The organism is Rhodococcus sp. NPDC006774 (assembly GCF_040636045.1).
Classification (GTDB): Bacteria; Actinomycetota; Actinomycetes; order Mycobacteriales; family Mycobacteriaceae; genus Rhodococcoides.
Map to the genome: position 1 here is coordinate 281,000 of NZ_JBEYIW010000007.1, position 18,157 is coordinate 299,156.

Annotated in this window: 15 protein-coding genes; 5 read left to right on the forward strand and 10 right to left on the reverse strand. The window is 64.5% G+C overall.

Annotated features, from left to right (window positions below; genetic code table 11):
- Positions 1–2: 2 nt before the first annotated feature.
- The 8 genes from ABZ677_RS13915 to styD all read right to left on the reverse strand — a co-directional run bounded on the left by ABZ677_RS13915 (position 3) and on the right by styD (position 10,336).
- Complete coding sequence (locus ABZ677_RS13915) at positions 3–1,238, reverse strand: acyl-CoA dehydrogenase family protein (RefSeq protein WP_358370200.1); 1,236 nt, start codon at positions 1,236–1,238, stop codon at positions 3–5.
- Between the two features lie 115 nt (positions 1,239–1,353).
- A complete protein-coding gene (locus ABZ677_RS13920) occupies positions 1,354–2,301 on the reverse strand; it encodes a helix-turn-helix domain-containing protein (protein WP_358370203.1) in 948 nt (315 codons plus the stop codon).
- Between the two features lie 120 nt (positions 2,302–2,421).
- The gene (locus tag ABZ677_RS13925; protein WP_358370206.1) at positions 2,422–3,942 is read right to left on the reverse strand and encodes a GMC family oxidoreductase N-terminal domain-containing protein; all 1,521 of its coding nucleotides are present in this window, start codon (positions 3,940–3,942) and stop codon (positions 2,422–2,424) included.
- Positions 3,943–4,058: 116 nt separating this feature from the next.
- Positions 4,059–4,541 (reverse strand): DUF5134 domain-containing protein, encoded by a 483-nt coding sequence (locus ABZ677_RS13930; RefSeq protein ID WP_358370208.1) that lies wholly within the window; start codon positions 4,539–4,541, stop codon positions 4,059–4,061.
- A 5-nt stretch (positions 4,542–4,546) separates the two neighbouring features.
- Positions 4,547–5,965: an APC family permease gene (locus ABZ677_RS13935; protein ID WP_358370210.1), complete on the reverse strand. Its 1,419-nt coding sequence runs from the start codon at positions 5,963–5,965 to the stop codon at positions 4,547–4,549.
- Positions 5,958–7,904 (reverse strand): primary-amine oxidase, encoded by a 1,947-nt coding sequence (locus ABZ677_RS13940; protein WP_358370212.1) that lies wholly within the window; start codon positions 7,902–7,904, stop codon positions 5,958–5,960. The genes ABZ677_RS13935 and ABZ677_RS13940 overlap by 8 nt, the downstream gene beginning before the upstream one ends.
- 88 nt (positions 7,905–7,992) lie before the next feature.
- Positions 7,993–8,562, reverse strand: a complete 570-nt coding sequence (locus ABZ677_RS13945) for a TetR/AcrR family transcriptional regulator (protein ID WP_094740977.1) — start codon at positions 8,560–8,562, stop codon at positions 7,993–7,995.
- 289 nt (positions 8,563–8,851) lie between these two features.
- Complete coding sequence (gene styD, locus ABZ677_RS13950) at positions 8,852–10,336, reverse strand: phenylacetaldehyde dehydrogenase StyD (protein WP_358370214.1); 1,485 nt, start codon at positions 10,334–10,336, stop codon at positions 8,852–8,854.
- Between the two features lie 301 nt (positions 10,337–10,637).
- Between styD and ABZ677_RS13955 the strand changes: the two genes are divergently transcribed.
- The 3 genes from ABZ677_RS13955 to ABZ677_RS13965 are packed head-to-tail and all read left to right on the forward strand — an operon-like array spanning position 10,638 to position 13,661.
- Entirely contained in the window at positions 10,638–11,696 is a 1,059-nt protein-coding gene (locus tag ABZ677_RS13955; RefSeq protein ID WP_358370216.1) for a carbon-nitrogen hydrolase family protein, read from the forward strand.
- Entirely contained in the window at positions 11,689–12,690 is a 1,002-nt protein-coding gene (locus tag ABZ677_RS13960; RefSeq protein WP_358370219.1) for a phenylacetaldoxime dehydratase family protein, read from the forward strand. The genes ABZ677_RS13955 and ABZ677_RS13960 overlap by 8 nt, the downstream gene beginning before the upstream one ends.
- 20 nt (positions 12,691–12,710) lie before the next feature.
- Positions 12,711–13,661 (forward strand): helix-turn-helix domain-containing protein, encoded by a 951-nt coding sequence (locus ABZ677_RS13965; RefSeq protein WP_037187511.1) that lies wholly within the window; start codon positions 12,711–12,713, stop codon positions 13,659–13,661.
- A 2-nt stretch (positions 13,662–13,663) separates the two neighbouring features.
- Here ABZ677_RS13965 and ABZ677_RS13970 read toward each other — a convergent pair whose 3' ends face one another.
- Complete coding sequence (locus ABZ677_RS13970; RefSeq protein WP_052047322.1) at positions 13,664–14,641, reverse strand: alpha/beta hydrolase family protein; 978 nt, start codon at positions 14,639–14,641, stop codon at positions 13,664–13,666.
- Between the two features lie 222 nt (positions 14,642–14,863).
- On the opposite strand from ABZ677_RS13970, the gene ABZ677_RS13975 reads away from it, so the two are divergent.
- A complete protein-coding gene (locus tag ABZ677_RS13975; protein WP_358370222.1) occupies positions 14,864–15,355 on the forward strand; it encodes a MarR family transcriptional regulator in 492 nt (163 codons plus the stop codon).
- Positions 15,352–15,738, forward strand: a complete 387-nt coding sequence (locus ABZ677_RS13980) for a DUF5313 family protein (RefSeq protein ID WP_094634070.1) — start codon at positions 15,352–15,354, stop codon at positions 15,736–15,738. The genes ABZ677_RS13975 and ABZ677_RS13980 overlap by 4 nt, the downstream gene beginning before the upstream one ends.
- Here the strand turns inward: ABZ677_RS13980 and ABZ677_RS13985 are convergent.
- A complete protein-coding gene (locus ABZ677_RS13985; RefSeq protein WP_358370225.1) occupies positions 15,732–18,113 on the reverse strand; it encodes an ATP-binding protein in 2,382 nt (793 codons plus the stop codon). The genes ABZ677_RS13980 and ABZ677_RS13985 overlap by 7 nt on opposite strands.
- Positions 18,114–18,157 lie beyond the last annotated feature (44 nt).

Here is an 18,157-nt window from a genome sequence, read left to right on the forward strand (position 1 = left end):
CCTCACGCCATCCCGGACGCAGCGAGTGGGTCCCATCCAACAGTTCGCATCACGTCGTGCATCTGCCGACGACGTACACCGGTATTACTGCCCTCGATGATCGGGTACGCAGTGGCGTCCGCCAGATACCGCAGTATCGGGAAGCTCGGGTTGTACGCCTCGACACCGACGATCTTGACCAGGTCGTTGATGACCGCGACCGCGGTCTCGGATCCGAAGATCTTGGCGTGCAAAGCCATTTCGAGTGCGCTCGGATGTTGTGACATCACTGCGTCGAGCGCGCGCCACGACAGCAGTCGAACCGCTTCGATCTTGCCTTTCGCGTCGGTGAGCACGTCGGCGACCGCTTGATGGTCGATGATCGGCACCGGCCCGCCCCTCTTCTCCGACGTGGCGAACGCAAATGCCGCAGCGAAGGCCTGGCGCATGGCGGCGACGGAGAACGTTCCGATCGATGCACCGCTCGCCAAGAATGCGTTGCGAGTCAGTTGCACTCCCTGCCCTTCCTTCCCGATCAGGTTGGAGTTCGGGACGCGGACGTTGTCGAATCTGACGCGTGAGGTCAGGCACCCCTTGAGGCCGGGTAGGTCGTACACCTCTTCCACCGAGAAACCGGTCGCGAGCTGTTCGCGCTCGACGACGATGATCGAGACGCCACCGGGAGTCCGACACACGACCGTCATGATGTCGGGTCCCGATCCGTCCCACCCTCCCAGATGTGACGCCCAGACCTTCTCGCCGTCGAGAACCCAGTGATCGCCGTCGAGAATTGCGGTTGTCCGGGTCCCTTCGGCAGGCGGCGGCGCGTCGAAATTGGCACTGCCACCGGGTTCGCTGTACGCCATGGCAGCCACCGGGCTGCCGGCGTCGACCAGGAACGGCGCGACGAAACGGGCGATCTGCTCCGGGGTCCCGGCCTCGTACACCGGAGCCAGAGCTATCAGGGGACCCGCCAGACTGATCGTGAAATCTGGACTGGCAGAGGCGAATTCTTCGACGAACAGCGCTGCGTCCACACCGCTCGAGGCGAGTCCACCGAACGGAATCGGAATCAAGCCTTTCAGAAATCCCGCTTCCACCGCTTTCTCGAATACCGGTCGGGCCAACAGAGCGCGTTCGAGTGGGTCCGGCGTGGATCGCACCTGTGCGGACAGGTCGTGGAGATAGGTGTCGGCGAACTGACGCGCGCCCTTCTTCAGTGCTTCCTGCTGGTCGCTGAGATCGAAACTGATGGGCATGGGGCGTCCTCTTCCAGTCGGCGAGTTGCAGACTCCCATTTCACCGCCGGAGCACTCCGATGGTCTTGCTGCGCAGCGCAAGACTCTGTGCTGTGTGCGCAACGTCCCCGGGTCCTCACGCCGAGCAGCGCGCCTGTGCCCGATAGTCGCGTGCAGACATCGAGTACTGCTGTCGGAAGGCCCTACTGAACGAGCTCGCATCGACCATGCCGTGGCGAATCGCAATGCGCGAGATACCGGCCGCGTTGTTCGGGTCTCTCAGCACAACGGCGATTGCAGCCAGTCGGTGCTCACGCAACACCGTGGCAAACGACGCTCCCTTGGAAAAGGCGTAATGGACGGTCCGCGGCGACACCGACAACGCGCGCGCGACAACCGAAACGGACAACTCGGGGTCACCCAGATGCGTGCGGATGTATTCGGTCGCCGCCGCTGTGATCGCGCTCGACGAGTCTGCGGCAGTCCCCCACGTTTCACCGAGAACTGCCGCAACGGTGGCATAGAAAGCGCGCTCGAGATGTATGCCTGACGACGTCGACTCGTCCGGGGCGAGCTCCCACAGAGCTTTCATTATCGACGTCAGTGCCAGGCCGGTACCCGCACACGTATCCAGCGGACGTCCGATCGTCGGTGCCTGCGGTAGGCCCGACTGCGCCAGGCAGCTGCGCGGGACCTGGTAGGACATGACGCGCCAGGGACCCTCGTAGTCGAACCAGTACGGACGAGTGGTGTCCACAACGGTGAATTGACCGGGCACGACATTGACGGCACCTGCAGATTCCGTGCGAACCCGACAGGTACCGGCCAATTGGACATTCACGAAGTAGACACCCTCACCGGTGTGCGCTACTTCCTTCTCTCCGTGCGCGATGCGTTGCCCTACGGACTCGAGCACGGCGCGATTGGTCGACCCGAGTGGCCTCAATTCGACGCGGGCATCGAAACCGCCGTCGACGATCGACTCGGTCTCGGGTGTGAGCGGAGTGAACTCACGGCAGATCACCTCCCGCCACACCTCGAATCGATCGCTTCGACGGTGGGTGGACAAATCGTGCACGACCATGTCGACTCCGCTCGAATACCGATGACCTCCGCACGAGGCATGCACCATCCATGGTGACGTCACTGCACTTCGGTGACGTCACCTCCACGTTTCGCGGGTGCAACAAGCCTGTCCGGTCCCCTAGCTTCCCAGGATCAGATCCGAGGCCCTCTCTCCCACCATGATGGATGGCGCGTTGGTGTTGCCCGACGGCACCGTGGGCATGATCGACGCGTCCGCGACCCGTAGCCCCTCGACACCGCGGACCCGAAGGTCTGCTCCGACAACGGCATCGACGTCCGACTCGGCTCCCATCTTGCAGGTGCCGACCTGGTGGTGGTACGTACCGGCGGTCTGTCGGACGTAGGCCCGTAGGTCGTCGCGGGTGCGCGCGCTCGGTCCAGGGACCACCTCGGCCTTGCGCCACGGCGCGAACGCGTCGGAGGCACCGATCTCGCGGCAGATCTCGACCGCGTCGACCATGGCCTCCAGGTCGTACGGATCGGCCAGGATGTTCGGATCCGCCAGTGGCAGTTCGCTGGGGTCCGAGGACGCCAACCGCAGAGTCCCCCGCGAGCGGGGAGCGACGATGCCGGGTGCAATGGTGTATCCGTACTCGGGCACCGGATATCCGTCGGCGGGGTACGGAATGTGCATGAACAGGGGCTGCAGATCCGGTGCAGCGCCTGCCCATCCGGTACTGCGGGCATACAACTGCGCTTCGAGCAGGTTGTTGGTGCCGGCGGCGAGCGGCTCGAGTGACTCGTAGATGTTGCTCAGCAACAAATGGTCGTGCAGGTTCTCGCCGACGCCCGGCAGGTCGACGACCGTGTCGATTCCGAGTGCTGCGAGGTGCGCTGTTGGCCCGATTCCACTGAGCAGCAATGCCTTCGGAGAGCCCAGTGCGCCACCACACAGGATCACCTCGTGGTCGGCGAACGCACGCTGCGGCTCGGTATCGCCGCGGCTGAACTCGATTCCCACAGCTCGACCGTTCTCGAGCACCACCTTGTGCACGAGCGCCCCGGTGGTGACGGTCAGATCGGGATTGTTCAGCACCGGGCCGACGAAACTCTTCCACGCGCTCATCCGCTCGCCGTCGCGGGTGGTGGTGTGGTTGTAGCCGGCACCCACCATCTCGTCGGCGTTGAAGTCGTCGATCAGCTTGTGGCCGTGTTCGACTGCCGCGTCGACGAAGGCAGCCGCCAGCGGATGCGGGGTACCCATGATGGACACCGGCAGTGGCCCGTCGCCGCCGTGGAACTCGTTGGCACCGAGCTCGTGCGACTCCGAACGCTTGAACAGAGGCAGCACGCTCTCCCAGGCCCACCCGGCGTCACCGGTGATGGACGCCCACCCGTCGTAGTCGCTGGAATGCCCTCGCACGTAGATCATTCCGTTGAGGGACGAGCTGCCGCCGAGTACGCGTCCGCGCGGCCAGAAGATACGCCGATCGTTGGCGTGCTTCTGCGGGGTGGTGAACAGTCCCCAGTCCTGCGAGCCGCCCAACAGCGTCGGCCAGCCCTGCGGGGAGTGAATCGCCGGGTCGGTGTCCACGGGACCGGCCTCGATCACGTGCACGGTGTGTCCTGCGTCGAGAAGCCTCCTGGCGAGGACGCTTCCTGCTGATCCTGCTCCCACTACGATGTAATCCGTCGACATGCGCTACTTCTTTCTGTTGTGACCGTCGACACAACAGTGGCCGAGTCCGCGAACACATACTTGTGACTGCGCGCACACATTGTGGGTCAGATGCGCACCACCATGAGCAAGCTGGGTCAGAAGGCCATCGGTGCCATTCCCAGGATCATCAGTGCGGAACCAGCGGTCACTCGCAGTCCAGGCGGGTTCGTGCGCAGCAAATGGATCGTCACGGCCATCCACCCCACCAGGAGCAGCGCGGCGATGATCCTCGGATCGGCCTCGACGCCGTGCCGGTGCCGCGTCGTCGCCTGCGATTCCGCGTGGGAGTGCATGGGCGGCAGCATCATCAGCAGCACGGCCATGCAAGTCAGGTCCACCGCGCATGGAATCGATCGGGTTCTGTTCGGCCGGTCCGCGGTGACGTGTACGGCAGCCGCAACTAGAGCGAGTATCGATATCAGCGCCATGGATGGGTCGGTACCGAAGGCCACCATGGCTGCCATGACGGTGCCCATGCACAGGTGAGCCCACCGCACCCGCCCCGTGTGCTTGCCACGTCCGAGCAGCGGGAGAACAGCACCCACTGCACCGAGCGCCATCAGCACCGTCATGACCATCGGTGTCAGACCTCCGTCGTCTCGAGAGTTCGACTCCGAGTCGCTCGTGCCGTCACTGTTCCTCCCACGAAGAATGCCACGACGACGATCAACAGAAGGGCAGCGAGCACTCCCGAACCACCGATCAGCAGCGTGAAATTGTCCAGCACGAGACTCAGAATCGCCACCAATCCCAGGGTTCCGAGTGCCGGGGCGACGACGGTGTGCCAGGTGCGTCTATCCACGGTCGATCGACGGAAGAACGCGATGATCGCGCCGCCCGTGAGGATCATCAGAACCAGGATGCTCACGGTGGCCAGTCCGGACATCCAGGTGAACAGTTCCAGCACCGGATCTGCGCCTGCTGCCGCGAAGAGCATGAGAACCACTCCTGCCGAGGCGGTCTGGAACAGTGATCCCATGTGCGGGGACCCGTGCCGAGAGTGAGTGCGTGCCAACATCGACGGGGCGACGCCCTTTCGGGCCAGTGCGAATACGTATCGTCCGATTGCGTTGTGGAACGCGAGCAGGGCGGCGAAGAGACTGGTGACCAACATGATTTCCATGATGTCCGCCGACATCGGGCCCAGGTACTGCGCGGCAGCGGCGAAGGTCAATCCCGCCGTGTCGTCGGCAGCGGCCTGCGCGACGGATGCACTGCCGAAAGCGAGAACGACGGCCCAACTCGACACCGCGTACACCAGTCCGATGGTCACAACAGCGGCGTAGGTCGCGATCGGAACGGTCCGCGTGGGGTTACGCGCCTCCTCGCCGTAGATCGCGGTGGCCTCGAACCCGATGAAGGACGCGATGGCGAACATCAGGGCGATTCCAGGTGATCCGCTGAAGAAGGCCGAGGGCGTGAACGATTCGACGTCGATACCGGCGGCACCGCCTTGGACGAACACCGCGATCGACAGGATCACGATGATGCCGATCTCCAGCACCAGCAGGACCCCGAGCACCTTGGCACCGAGATCGATGCTGCGGTAGCCGAGCAGCGCCACGATCGCGACGAGACCGAGCGCCCACAACCACCACGGCAGGTCGGGTCCGCCGTACTTCACGACCAGGCTGTCGACGGTCGATGCAGCAAGGCCGTAGATGCCCGCTTGAATGGCGGTGTACGTCAGCAGCGCCAGACCCGCAGCGCCGAGGCCCATGGTTCTCCCGAGCCCCTTCTCCACGTAGGCGTAGAACGCACCGGTGTCCACCATGTGACGGCTCATGGCCGCGTAGCCGACGCTGAAGATCAGCAGGACGATCGCCGCGACGATGTAGGCGAGCGGAGCACCTGCTCCGTTGCCTGTCGCGATCATGACCGGCAGGGCCCCACCGATGGCGGTCAGCGGCGCTGCAGCGGCGATGACCAGGAATACGATCCCGACGACGCCGATGGAACCGCGTAGCGCACCGGCCGTCGAATTCGATTGGCTATCAGACACTCTGCTCACCGCCCGCGCAGCTCGAGACGGCACAGTGCGCAGAGGTCGTTCTCGGCACATCGAGGGTGGGGTTGCGATCGAAGAATCCTGCAGGCTTCAGTTTGAAGCCGGTGTAGTCCACCGGCATGATCGGCCAGTCCTCCGGCCTCGGGAAGTGCGTGAGCCCGAACGTGTGCCACAGCACGATGTCCTCGTCGATGAGGCTACGGTCTGCTCGCACGAACTCGGGCAGACCGGCTCCACCGTGGTGCTGATTGACGAAATCGCCTGCGGCATAACGTTCGCTCCGGTCGAACTGCGTCACCCACAGATGCTTGGTGGCGAACGTGGCCCGTCGCGCAATCGACGAGTTGTCATCGGCCAGCAGCAGCGGCTGACCCTCGGGGTGCAGCGTGTATCCGACGGGCTTTCCGAGCCGGCTCAGCGAGGTCGGATTGTGGACATGCCAGACGCGGCCCACCGTGCCGTCGGCGATGCGTTGTGCCTCGGATTCCGTGGCCAGTGGGGTGTGTTGCAAAGCAAAGGCGTTGCCGTGCAGGTTGTCCGGTCCCATCGGCACTCGGCGAGTCTCGATCTCCTCGACGGAGTTGCCGATACCGTCGACCATCATGTCGAGTCGCGCACTGAACAGGTGCTGATGGCACGGCGCTCCGAGTCCAGGGGCGATCTGCGTCGCGTACGGGTAGTCACCACCGGGATGCCCCGACGTGAACACGATTCCCGTTGCCTTGACCTCGAATTCGATGGTGCCGTCGAGGTAGAGATACCAGAAGAACCCGTAGTCGTAGTTGCCGATGGTGGTGAAGAAGGAGATCACGAGTCGGCGCTGACGACGGGTCTCGTGCGAGCCCGACCACAGATCGGTGTGCTTCCACAGCACCCCGAAATCCTCTTCGTGCATGCACACGGCGTTGGTCAGCGTTTTCGGATTGCCGAATTCGTCGGCGATCACGGCGTCGAAGTACGTGATGTCGCCGACGCAGTCGCAGCCGAGTTCGAGTGAGTTCGCGTACCGTCCCACCAGGTACTCACCGGTATCGAAGTAGTTCTGCCAGGACCGAACGGGCGATGGATCGCCATAGGGGACAACCATTTCGGCGATCGAAGCGCGGTGGACGATCGGCCGGACGGTACCGGCGTCCTCGAACCCGATCTGGTGCAGTACCAGACCTTCTCGCACATCGAAGCCGACTCGGAAGGACCACTTCTCCCAGTCGACGCGATTGCCCCGCACCGTGAAGCTCGGACCGTCGGGCTGGGTGATCTCGATGGGCTTCTGCGTGCTGCGCAACGGGCCGGTGACGGACAGATCGTCGAAGTTGCCCGACTCCTCCGGGATGGGAACCACACCCAGGTCGACAACCTTGTCCACCGTCCGATTCATCACGTCCACGAAGGCGACCAGTCCGTCGATGGGATGCGCCCACGCGTGATCGGCGGGGTAATCCTGCCGAAAAGCCAAGCCGCGCAGTATGCGTCGACCATGCTCGCCCGGGTAGTCGAATACGCCTGCCGACAGGGGAGCCACTCGAACGTCGGCTACGTCCAGTCCGCGCGCGGCCAGTGCGGCAAGCCAGTCCGGGTCGGTGGAGAGCACACTCTCGACGAGCTCGAATTCCTCGTCGAGCACCGGCATCTGGCCGTCACGGATCGCGTCGAGCCGGGTGGAGCCGATCACCTGGTGCTCGTCGAGGGACACGAGAAGGTCGACGGCGTCGGGTGTCGAAATGTCGTGCAACAGCACCCGGAAGGTGCGTCGGGTGGTCGGTTCCGCGACATACAGCTCGGCCTTGTCCGGTTCGTCCAGTCCGACGTAGACGAACCGGGTTGCGGCAGTGACGAATCCAGCGGCGTCGACGATGCCTCGAACCTGTGCGATCTCGTCTTCGGTGGGTAACGACAAGGTGTGGTCGATTGCGTGGGGCGTAAGGGTTGGCATGAGTCATCCTCGAGGTCGGGTGTTGGTTCTACATACGTTGAATAAAGAAGACATGCGAGAGAACACGAGTCGTCCGCCCGCAGGGTGGCTACAGCTGAGCTATGAACCGGTCGAGCATCTCGAACTGCCGCTCGGCAGTGGTGTCGTCGGGGGTGAGCACGCCGAGAATCTGCATGCCCATCATCATGTTGAGCAACGTTTCGACGGCGAGATCGACGTCGAAGTCGCCGGCGTCACCTTCCTCGCGAGCCTGCTCGAGAAACTCCGCCATCCGCGCCCGCCACGAGACCAGGGATCGACGGTTGGTGTCGTCCATGTGCTCGTCGTACATCGCGCGCTGCCACAACGAGACTGCAATTCTCGCCTCGAGCAGAGTCTCGTCGGTCGTCGGCATCACTTCTCGACAGAAGATGCGGAGGGCATCGAATCCCGTTGCATCGCCGAGCGCTTCGTCGATGCGGCGGTTCGTTGCCTCGAAGACGTGCTCGAATGCGGTGCGAAGTATCTCGTCCTTGCCCGCGAAGTAGTGGCTCAGCGCACCGTTCGTGTATCCCGCCTCGGTCGCGATGTCCCGCATGTTCGCGGCATCGATCCCCTTGGCAGCGATCAAACGCCAGGTTGCCGCGGTGATCGCGCGGCGGCGTTCGTCGTGATCCACGAGCTTCGGCACAGCCCTACGGTAGCGGCTCCCTGCTCGGACCTAGGGTTCGGGCATCGTCATCATCGCCTTCCGATCCGTTCGGACGTTGTTTCTACGCCCGTTGAACTAAATCTTGCGACCTGCTCGTTACGAATCGCGCCTCCGTCGGTAAACACCGCGTTACCCCAGGTGAGCGGAACCTCGTAGCAGGGGTCGAAGTTCCGCTCACCGGGGTCGTTCCGCAGGCTCCACTCCCGCTCATCTGGGGTCGTTCCGCAGGCTCCACTCCCGCTCACCTGCGTGAGCTCTACAGAACGATCGTGACGACTTTCTCCTCGGTGTTGGCCTCGATACCGGCCCACCCGAGTTCACGGCCCGTGCCACTGGATTTCATGCCACCCCAGGGGAGCGCGGGATCGATTGCCGCCCAACCATTCACCCACACCGCACCGGAACGAACCTGCGCGGCCAGCGTGTGCGCCCTCGACACGTCGCGGGTCCAGATCGAGGCGGCCAGCCCGTACACCGTGCCGTTGGCGATGGCGATGGCCTCGTCGGCGGTGTCGAACGGAATCACCGTTCCGACGGGCCCGAAGATCTCCTCCTGCGCGATCTTCATGTTGTTGTCGGCGTCGGCGAAGATCGTCGGCTCGACGAAATACCCTGCGCCGTCGGGCCGCCCGCCACCCGCCGCCACCCGTGCTCCGCCGTCGCGTCCGGCCTGGATGTACCCGAGGACACTGTCGCGTTGGGTGGCATTGACCAGTGCGCCCATCGTCGTCGACGGATCGAACGGATCACCCAGGACTTGAGCCGACGCCGCAGCGGCCAAACCATCCACCACCTGCGAGTACAGCGAGCGATGCACGAGCACTCGGGTTCCGGCAGCACACACCTGGCCCTGGTTGAAGAACAGTCCCATCGCGGTTCCGTTGATCGCCGCCTCGAGATCCGCGTCCTCGAGAATGATCTGCGGGGACTTTCCACCGAGTTCGAGCGTGGTCCGCTTGAACGTATCGGCAGCCTTCTTGGCGATGAGCTTGCCGACGCGAGGACTGCCGGTGAAGCTGATCTTGTCGACGTCCGGATGCCCGACCAAAGCGTCTCCGGTCACTTCACCCAGTCCTGGAACGACATTGACCACTCCGGCAGGTACGCCCGCCTCGTCGATCAGACGAGCCAGATGCAGGATGGACAGTGGCGCGTCCTCCGGCGGCTTGACGACCACGGTGTTTCCGGCGGCCAGAGCGGGCGCGAGCTTCCACGCGGCGATCATCAGCGGGGTGTTCCAGGGAACGATCATGCCGATGACGCCCACCGGCTCACGGACGGTGTACGAGTGCGTCGGCTGCCCGAAGTATCCCGCAGTGGGGATGGAACTTCCGGTGATCTTGTCGGCCCAGCCGGCAAAATGCCGGAACGTGGCTGCAGCATTGGGAATGTCGAGCATGGCCGGTTGGCCCACGGGCTTGCCCACATCGAGAGCCTCTAGCCGCGCCAGCAGGTCCCCGTCACGTTCGATGAGATCGGCAATCCGATTGAGCAGCTTCCCGCGCACTGCTCCGGGAGTCGCGCCCCACTCGCCACCGAGCTGGGCACGGGCGGCACGCACCGCTGCATCGACATCCGACGCGGTGGCCGCCGCAACCTCGGCCAGTGTCTGTTCCGTCGTGGGGTTGATGTCGGTGAACGTGCCTCCGTCGGAAGCGCCGTGCCACTGCCCCGCGATGTAGAGCTCGGTGGCGGTGTCGGTCGGCAACGTCGGTGCGGCCGATTCCTGGACTGCAGTCATGTTTGTTGGCTCCTTCTCGGGTGCCGATAGCGGCACCTGTGGCGTGTCCGGTCCAGACTGCGCCCGGACAGGCGAGAAGGTCTTGTGTGATCGCGCACACATTGTGCGGCAGATGCGCACCGTCCTCAGCCCCGAGCCAGCGGGCCGGGATGACGAATATGTGTCGACACACCGGGCCCCGGTTACCGCCGTGTTTCGCCGCCCTGGCGTGCGACGGAGAGTCAATTATTCCGACACATCGAGGCCATCCATCGGCCTCTCAGCAGGCAAAACTGGTGCCCTCCCACACGAAAGGCCCGCAATGACACACCACCAGTTTCGCGCCGCAGCAGTCCAGGCCGCGCCGGTATTTCTCGATCTCGACGCGTCGATCGACAAGGCCATCGGCCTGATCGAGGACGCGTCCCGCGCCGGAGCCGAGCTCATCGCGTTTCCCGAGACCTACCTGCCCGGCTATCCCTGGTACATCTGGCTCGACGCACCGGCATGGGGTTTTCAGTTCACGCAGCGCTACTTCGACAACTCACTGGAGTACGGAACACCCCAGGCAGCTCGAATTGCGCAGGCCGCCAAGGACAATCACATCATGGTCGTGATGGGCCTGAGCGAGCGATACAAGGCCAGTCTCTACATCGCCCAGTGGATCATCGACGCCGAGGGCAAGACCGTCGCGATGCGCCGCAAGCTCAAGCCGACGCACGTCGAACGCACCGTGTACGGCGAAGGTGACGGCTCCGACCTGTCGGTATACGACACCGACCTCGGACGCGTCGGCGCACTGTGCTGCTGGGAGCACCTGCAACCGTTGTCGAAGTACGCGATGTACGCCCAGAACGAGCAGGTGCACATCGGAGCCTGGCCCAGCTTCTCGCTCTACACCGGCGCGGCCTACGCCCTCGGGCCCGAGGTCAACACCGCTGCCAGCCGCATCTACGCCGTCGAAGGCGGCTGCTTCGTCATCAGCCCCTGCGCGACCGTCTCCCCCGAGATGATCGACATCATGTGCACCGATGACGCCAAGCGCGCGATGCTCACCGCAGGCGGCGGTCATGCCCGCATCTTCGCGCCCGACGGCCAACTGATGCACGAGCCACTCGCACCCGACGCCGAAGGCATCGTCTACGCCGATATCGACACCAGCCTCATTTCGATCGCCAAGGCGGCCGCCGACCCGGCCGGCCACTATTCGCGTCCGGACGTGACGAGACTGTGGCTCGACAAGACTCCCGGCGACCGCGTCGTGTCGGGTGCGCAGCCTGTCGCGAACGCGCGGTACGACTTCACCGAGGACGTCGCCGCCGAGGTACGTCTCGAGATCACCGAACAGCTCGCTCGCGACGAGGACGCAGCCCGTGTCTGAACTCGAATCCGCGATCCCCGACCATCTCGTCGTTCCACGGTCGTGTCCGCGTCGAACACCCGAGGGCTACCAGCCGCCCTTTCCGTCGTACGTCGCGCGCTTTCCGGTATCCACCGAGCGAGTAGTGATGGGCTACTTCGGAATACAGGGCCTGCCCGACGCCTCCCCGTGGGGTGACGAGGGTCCTTCCCGAACGGACCGGGCGCGCTATACCGACGAGGAGGGTATCGACACGACGGTGTTCATCGGCTACTGGGACGACGTCGCAGTGTTCGATCGCTGGTTCGACTCCGTCGGTCGGCACTGGACGAGCGTCAGAGGCCGCTTCGTCGAAATCATCAGACCGACCGTCGACCGCTACGAGACGCTCTTCTCCTCCACCGGCCGCATGGAAGGTGTTGCCACTCTGACGGATTCACTCAGTGGAACCATCGAAGAGCATGCCTACTGGGGTGGGGTACGGGATCGAATCCCGTTGTCGCAGAGCGACTCGCTTGCTCCCGGCGGGGAGCCTCAGGTCGTACGCGACGGCGACAGAGTCACAATTGTGCCGCAGGAGAACCTCTGCCTCATCCGATCCGGGCAGGATTGGGCCGATACGGCCGGATCCGAACGAGAGATGTACCTGCGGGACGTCGAACCGGTGTTGCGGGCCGGCATGGACTTTCTCCGCGACGACGGACTGGCCATCGGCTGCTTCGCCAACCGGTACATGACCGTCGTGACCGACGACGGCACCGATACCGACAAATCGTTCGGGATGAGTTGGTGGCGCAGTCTGCGCGACCTCGAAGCGTGGGCCGAGTCGCATCCGACGCACGTGGCGATCTTCGGTGCTGCCCTGAAGTATCTGTCGACGATGGGGCCCGCGGCGTCGCTGAGGCTCTATCACGAGGTCACCGTGGCAGCGGCGGACGAGCAGTACTTCGAGTACTTCGGCTGCCACGACCGCACGGGTCTGCTGCGTACCGCTGCGGAGCGTTCTACTCTGTGACGAGACGGGAGGTACCTGACATGGCCGATCCGCTGCGCACCGACTCCGTCGACCTGGCCGACAGCGTCGATTTCTGGACCGCTGCGGTGAGTCGGACGTACGTCGATCTCGAGTGCACGATTCCCGAGAACGCGTCGGCCATCACCGGGCATATCGAGTCCACCGGACTTGCGACTCTCGGGTTGTCGCGAGTGTCGGCGACAGCTCAGAGCGTGCTGCGAACGCCTGCAGGTATCTCCCGAACCAGTGACGACTACTTCCTGGTCAGTGTCCAGACGTCGGGGACCGGGTTCGTCGTCCAGGACGACCGAACTGCGGTCCTGCAACCGGGAGACTTCGCGCTCTACGACACCACCCGGCCGTACAGTCTTCGTTTCGACGACCCGTTTTCCCAGTACGTCCTGATGCTCCCCGGAGCGACGCTGAGGACGCTCGTCCGGGATACGGGTTCGTTGACCGCGCGGGCGGTGTCGGGACGACACGGAGCAGGGAAACTGCTCGTCAGCATGATCTCGTCGATCATGGACGACGCCGACATGAGTACCGCCTCGGCCGAGGCCGTGTCGCAGAGCGTCGAGTACATCCTGGTCGCAGGCCTGGTCGGACTCACCGGGGTCGAGAAGCCGGCACCGTATGCGGCCTCCGAGAGACTCGGTGAGATCAAACGTGCGATGACCGCGCGGCTGCGGGATCCTGACCTCACCGTGACAGAAGTGGCTGCGTCCCTGCACTTGTCGCTGAGTACGGTGCATCGAGCGTTCGCCGGTGAGCCCTGTACCGCGAGCGAGTGGATCTGGATGCAGCGACTCGACGGCGTCAAACGCGCTCTGTGCGAACCCCAGAATTCCCGCACGACCATCGGAGCCCTGGCGGCGTCCTGGGGATTCACCGACCCGGCCCACTTCAGCCGCGCCTTCCGGGCCCGCTTCGGCTGCACTCCCAAGGACTTTCGCGATACCAACCGCGGGTGAGCTCAGATCCCGAGTGATCCCGCCAGCGTAGGCCAGCTCTTGGGCAGTTGCTCCACCCAGTAGGGCCACGAGTGGGTTCCGGTCTCGGTGAAGTCGAACGTGGCGGGGATGTTCAACTGGCCGAGTCGATCCGCAAGTCGATGGGTGCAGTAGTTCGCGCCCACCTCGATGAGACCACCGACCACCACCACGTCGAGTGCCGACGCGCTGTCGAAGCTCTCGTGCGGCCCTGGCGCTCCCGTTCCCACCGACACGTACACGTCGGTGCCGCGCAGACTTTCGGCGTTGACCACCGAATCATGTTGTGCCCAGGCGGGATCGAGCGGGCCACCCCACATGTTGTCGGCGTTTCCGCCGAATGCTCCGACGATCGCGCGGATACTCGCCTGCCCCATGGGCTCCGAGGAGGCGAAACAACCGCTGTACGACGCCACCCCGGAGTAGACATCCGGGTTACGTGCAGCCAGCATCATGGCCGACTGCGCGCCCATCGACAGTCCGGCGATCGCGTTGCGTCCGTTGCCGTCCACGGCTGCGTCGATCAGCGGCGGCAGCTCCTGGGTCAGGAACGTCTCCCACTGGTATCGACCCAGCTTCGGGTCGTCGCGCTGCCAGTCGGTGTAGAAGCTGCCGGGGCCGGCCAGAGGCAGCACGACGTTGACGTTCTTGTCGGCGAAGAATTCGGCCGCTCCGCCCTTGCGGAGCCACATGCTGTTGTCAGGGTCCTCTTCGCCGATACCGCTGAGCATGTACAGCGTCGGCCGGGATCCGGTCTTCACTGCCGGAGTGAGCACCTGGACCTCGACGACGGCCCCCATCGCGGGCGATTCCACGCTCAGAGTTCGTAGGGTGTCGGACGCGATCGATGTGTCGACGATCCGAGCCACAGGCTCGACGGGATCGGCCGTCGCGACGCCGACCGAGGACACGGACAGCATTGCGGCGACGACGAACGGGGTGAAGATGCGTCGACGACGCATGGCGATCCTCTCGGGATTTGTCACAGGGCGGGATTTGTCACAAAGAAATGGCGAAGTGCATGGAGCATTGCACAGCAACCGACCGGATGAAACGCCGAACGAGAACTCATTCGATTCGGACCGACCGGGACTCTGACAACACATCACCGCACGAGCATTCGCCCCTTTTCGCAACATCTTTCGGGCATCGAGTTCTCAGTTTGGATATCAAGTCGTCCACTAATGGTTAGTGCACTAAGTATTTCTGGTAGCCTCGACGGCGTGACGACCACCGAAGATCCACTCGCGCTCGATCGCCAGGTCTGCTTTGCGCTCGCCGTCGCCAACCGTGCCGTGCTGTCGGTGTATCGGCCACTGCTCGAGCCGATGGGACTGACGCATCCGCAGTATCTGGTGATGCTGGCGTTGTGGGGCGAGTCGCCGATGTCGGTCAAAGCCATCGGATCGGCACTGCAGCTCGACTCGCCCACCCTCTCGCCGCTTCTCAAGCGTCTGGAGTCGATGGGGTTGCTCACCCGTAATCGAAGCGCCGAGGACGAGCGCGTTCTGCTCGTCGCGCTCACTCCGGCCGGGGCCGCGCTCCGCAAGAAGGCCGAGAAGATCCCACCCGCCGTCGTGGCGAAGCTCGGCGCGTCACTCGCCGAGCTCGACGAACTGCGACGCGTCCTCACCCGCGTCAACGACGCGGCCATCGCAGCAGGAGCACTGTCGTGAACACTCGCCCGACCCGCACCCGTCCCCGCTTCGGCCAATGGCTGGGCTACGCCGTCCTCGGCCGCAAACTCCCCGATTCCATGCAGGACTGGGTTCGACACGATCTCGTCGGGCCGGGAGCAACGCCGCGTCACATCCTGCGGTCGATGATTCCGTTCCTACCGATCTTCATCGGATTCTTCGTCCTCTTCCCAGGAGCGATCTGGCTGCGCGCCTCGATGGTGCTGCTCAGCCTGCTGCTCGCGCTGTTCTACACGGCGGCGTACATGGACCAGAACCGCGCCCGACGCCTCGAGATCCACGGGCTACCGGCAGACCTGAAGAGCGAGAAGAAAACGGCCGAACTCGAACGGGAACGCGAGAACTACCGCCGCAATCACTGACCTTCGCGGCCGAGCCCAGCGGTGAAGTCGTCGGCGATCATGGTTGCCAGGTCGCGAGTTTTGCGGTTCGAGTTCTGCGACAGTTCGGTCAGTTGCGCGAAGGCCGCATCGGCGTCGATGCGGTACACCGACATCAGGATTCCGACGGCACGGCCGATGGCCGCACGGGTGTCGAGGGCACTGCGCAGTGTCGCGGCCTGGTTGTCGCTTTCTTCGAGCAACTGCTCGCGCATGCGGGACAGTTCGAGGTGCACTCGAACGCGGGCCACCAGCTCGCGGTCGTGGAACGGTTTGACGATGTAGTCCTCGGCACCGCGCCCGAGGCCGTCGAGCACGAAGTCGGTTCCCGCTCGGGCGGTCAGCAGGATCACCGGCACCCGCTGCAGGTCGTCGTCGCTGCGGATCTCGTCCACCAGTTCCAGACCGCTGCGACCGGGAAGCATCACATCGGACAGTACGAGCCCCGGCTTCGTCGATCGGGCGCTGTCGAGTGCGGTCTCGATGTCGCCCGCGGTCGTGACGGACCAGCCCTCGGCGATCAGTAGGCGCACGAGATAGTTGCGCAAGTCGACGTTGTCTTCGACGAGCAGGATGTCCGCTCGGTCGGCGGTCACCGTCGTCGAGTCGTTCGAGGCGAAGATCGCCGACACCGAATCGGCAGCGGCTGCGGGCCGCTCGACGGCTGCGGCGGCCTCCACCGGTAGGCGCGGCACCACAACGGTGAAGACACTGCCGCGGCCCACCTCGCTGTCGACGTCGATACGCCCGCCGAGGGCGGTGAGAAGGTCCGATACGAGGGCCAGCCCGATGCCGGAGCCTTCGATACTGTGTGCGCCGGATCGTTCGACGCGGTGGAACCGCTCGAAGATGCGCGGCAGATCGTCGGCGGGGATGCCGAGCCCGGTATCGGCCACGACGAGGCGAACGGTGTCGGTGTCGCCCCTCAGTCGTACGGAGATCCGACCGGACGGGGTGTACTTCACGGCGTTCGCGACAAGATTGAACACGATCTTCGACCACATCTCGCAGTCGATCAGGACGACCACGTCCTCCCCTGCGTCGGAGACGAGCTCGAGTCCTCGATCCGAGGCGACCGACGCGAACATGGACACGCAATCGCGCGTCACCGCGGCGAGGTCGGTCGGCTCGGGATGCGCGACGAGTTGACCGGCATCCGCGCTGACCACGTCCAACAGATCGTCGACGAGCCTGCGCAGTCGCATCGACGCACGGTGAACGACATCGAGGGACTCTCGGTCGGACTCCGTCAGCGTCGACGCCACACTCCCCCGTACCGCATCCAGCGGACCGGTGAGCAAGGTCAAGGGAGTGCGGAACTCGTGTCCGACGTTCTCGAGCAGACGCGTCTTCGCTTCGTCGGCCTCCGCCAGTGCCGCAACGCGTCGTCTCTCCATCTCGAAGGCGTGCGAGGCGGTCAGTGCGGTCGACACTCGCTCGGCCACCGCGACGAGGAAGGACTCGACGGAGTCGTCCTGAGCGAGGTATTCGTCGACTCCGATCAGCAGGGCTCCGACGGGCCGAACCGATCCTGCCAGGGCCAACGGAACGACCACAGCGCTCGCGACGGCCCCGTCGACGTCGACGGTCGAACGGATCAGCCGTCCGTCCGAGACGTCGACGACGTGTGCGAGGTCCCAGGTTGCGGCTTCGCATCCGACCGCACCCGACGTCGCGATGTGGTCGAGTTCTCCGTCGTCGGACAACCCGCGGCGCAGGTAGGCCGCCACGAGGGGGAACTCACGTGCCTCGTTGCCCAATGCCTCGACGGCGCGCCGGCAGATCCCCACGGGACCGCCGATGTCGTCACCGGTCAGCGACCCCAGGGCGAGCAACGCACGCATCCGGCGTTCGCCGATCACCTGCATGGTCACCTCGGTCGTCGCGACGAACACGCCGAGTACCGTACGGCCCGCTCCGAAGATCGGGCTGTACGAGAAAGTCCAGTACGTCTCCTCGGGGTAGCCGTGACGATTCATCAGGAACATCTGCCGAACACCGTGAACCGGCTTCCGGTCATCGATCACCTGCGTGCACAATCCGCCGACGTAGTCCCACATTTCGGACCAACAGTCACTGGCTCGCTGACCCGCAGCGTCCGGGAACTTCGCCCCGAGGAAATCGGTGTACGTGTGGTTGAAGATCTGCACCAGCTGCGGACCCCACCAGATCAGCATCGGGATCGTCGACGGCATGACGGTTCGTACGGCCGTCACCAACTCCTGCGGCCAGCTCTCCACCGGTCCCAGATCGGTCGCCGTCCAATCCAGCTCACGAAACCGCGCGTCGGTGGCGTTGTCACCCGGAAACAGCTCCTCCAGCTGGGCGGGACTGCCTTCGGGTTGTGGGGAATTCATCGCCTCGTCCTTCGTAACCTGCGTTCCGCTGGAACCTGGCGGGC